We start from the raw sequence: 2,270 nt of genomic DNA on the forward strand, positions 1-2,270 counted from the left end.
GTTTCCCCCATGAGCGACTGCCGTGGTTTCCCCCATGAGCGACTGCCGTGGTTTCCCCCATGAGCGACTGCCGTGGTTTCCCCCATGAGCGACTGCCGTGGTTTCCCCCATGAGCGACTGCCGTGGTCTCCCCCATGAGCGACTGCCGTGGTTTCCCCCATGAGCGACTGCCGTGGTCTCCCCCATGAGCGACTGCCGTGGTTTCCCCCACTCGCGCTTTGCATCAAGACAAGGAATATCCTATCTTACCATTGGCAAACAAGCAGCCCTACGCATACTATGCTGATCCTGAAGAGCCAGCTATCCCTCTAGAAGACTGGGATATGGAGAATAGCGATCGAGAAGTTTTATGATTGTTCTGGACACTCATATTTTTGTTTGGTGGAATCATAACGATCCTAAACTGACCAGTTACCACCGTGAGGTCATTGAGAATGAGAGACCAAATGGATTAGGAGTTTGTACGATAAGTCTTATTGAGATAGCAAGACTAGAAGCGTGCAGGCAGGATAATTCTTCCGGTATCTATTCAAGAATGGTTTGAAATTGCCCTAGCACAAGAAGGAGTTATTCTTTTTTCTATCACTCCTGCGATCGCAGTTGATGCTCAATCACTACCAGGTGATTTTCACAAAGACCCGGCAGATAGAATAATTGTCGCAACGGCGAGATTATCTAATTGTTCTATAGTGACAGTAGATCAGAAAATATTCAATTATTCTTATGTTAATGCTATTCCACCTACTTAACATTCAGTGGTCAGCCGAATACATTTTTTGATCCTTCATCCAGATGTTGTACATGGCCCACGTTGAACAGAGCAGTCTGTTCTAGACCTGTATTAACTTGGTACTTTAACTCAATTATGTTAAATCTCGGCTCATCCGGATCTCGGCTAACAGTAATTGTTCCCACTACCCGATCGCCCGGTGCAACTTTTAAGCTCTCTTTGAGGGGGTATAGTTGCTGACCCCAGTGGCTGTAAGTTGGTCCAGGCCCAGTATCGAGAACGACTCCGTTGGGAAAATCTGTGGTGAACCAGCCAAGAAACCCTTTAATTTCAGCGTGTTTGCTGATAGTGTACTCAAAATCCTGGCTGAACTGGAGGAGTGCGGTCGCATCGACTGTGGCACAGTCAAACTCAAGCACTTTCTGTGGTGCTGAGGCGAGATTGTCTGGGGACAAGTAGTTGACGCGCATACTAAGTAGTCGGACAAAACTAAAATTAACTCTTTACATAGGGAGCAGGGAGCAGGGAGCAGGGAGCAGAGGGACTTTTGGCCACTTTACACAAGTTAATACAGTAATGTTTATTTTTGTCCAGGTACTTATTTGTCAAAAAGTAGTCTGACAAATCCTGAACCACCTCCGAAGTGAAAATGGAATAGTCCACATCAAGACTCTGAAGATTAGTAACCGTTTCGTTCCACTCTGCTATCTCTTTTTCCAGCTTGAATCTGACAAAATCGGTGCGATCGCGATCGTTATCTGGTGCATACAGTCCAAGGATAATTGTGGCACGGGAAGGCAACATCAATCCACCTGGTTTTAGCCATTTGTCGCGAGCATATGCCACGCTATCAAACATCGATTCTTTGAGCAAAAAGCAGCCCATCCATTCGCTGACAATTACATCTACGGGTTCGGGTATTTCCACCTCCTCTACTTTTGAGTTGAGAATTGTCACGACATCTGACACATTTGACGACTGAACTAACCGTCTAGCAAGTTTAGCAGCATTACTAGCGTCCACGGCGTAAACACGTTTTGCACCAGCTTTAGCGGCCCAAACAGCTAATACACCTGTTCCAGTACCGACATCAAGGACGACCTTGTCCGCGATCATTTCCGACTTGTTCTTGAATATAGCTGAGTGATAGGCTTCCATCCTCGCGCTATCTTCTAACATGATTTTGTGCGATCGCATTGAGCCATACAAATCAAAGTATTTGAAAGCCCTCTCGGGCTGGGTAGGTTGTGTTGCTTCCATAAGATAGCTCCTTTGTTTTAAAATCAAGGTGGATTTAGTGGATCGTCAAAGACTATTTCTTTGGCATATACTTAAGCACTATTGAGCCAACACGCAATTAAGACTTAGTAGCCCCGGTTGCGATCAATTGCATTCTCCAATGGTCTTCCCTCACGACTGCAATCGATTGTATCCACAATGCGAGCGGCTAGCTCCTTAGGGTTACCCACAGCAGCAATATGGGGAGTTACTATAATGCGCGGATGAGACCAAAAAGGATCGTCATTGGGCAAGGGTTCCT

The 2,270-nt window shown here is 46.1% G+C and carries 4 protein-coding genes; 2 read left to right on the forward strand and 2 right to left on the reverse strand.

Annotated elements, in window-relative coordinates:
• The first annotated feature begins 197 nt into the window (after nt 1-197).
• Both F6K38_RS39810 and F6K38_RS39815 read left to right on the forward strand, forming a co-directional pair.
• Nucleotides 198-353, forward strand: coding sequence for a hypothetical protein (locus F6K38_RS39810; protein WP_008188141.1), 156 nt, complete (start codon nt 198-200; stop codon nt 351-353).
• Nucleotides 354-581: 228 nt separating this feature from the next.
• Entirely contained in the window at nt 582-749 is a 168-nt protein-coding gene (locus F6K38_RS39815; RefSeq protein WP_229414697.1) for a PIN domain-containing protein, read from the forward strand.
• A 10-nt stretch (nt 750-759) separates the two neighbouring features.
• Here F6K38_RS39815 and F6K38_RS39820 read toward each other — a convergent pair whose 3' ends face one another.
• Complete coding sequence (locus F6K38_RS39820) at nt 760-1,200, reverse strand: hypothetical protein (RefSeq protein WP_008188139.1); 441 nt, start codon at nt 1,198-1,200, stop codon at nt 760-762.
• A 25-nt stretch (nt 1,201-1,225) separates the two neighbouring features.
• Nucleotides 1,226-1,990: a methyltransferase domain-containing protein gene (locus tag F6K38_RS39825; RefSeq protein ID WP_008188138.1), complete on the reverse strand. Its 765-nt coding sequence runs from the start codon at nt 1,988-1,990 to the stop codon at nt 1,226-1,228.
• Between the last annotated feature and the right edge of the window lie 280 nt (nt 1,991-2,270).

The organism is Moorena sp. SIO3B2 (assembly GCF_010692525.1).
GTDB classification, from domain to species: domain Bacteria; phylum Cyanobacteriota; class Cyanobacteriia; order Cyanobacteriales; family Coleofasciculaceae; genus Moorena; species Moorena producens.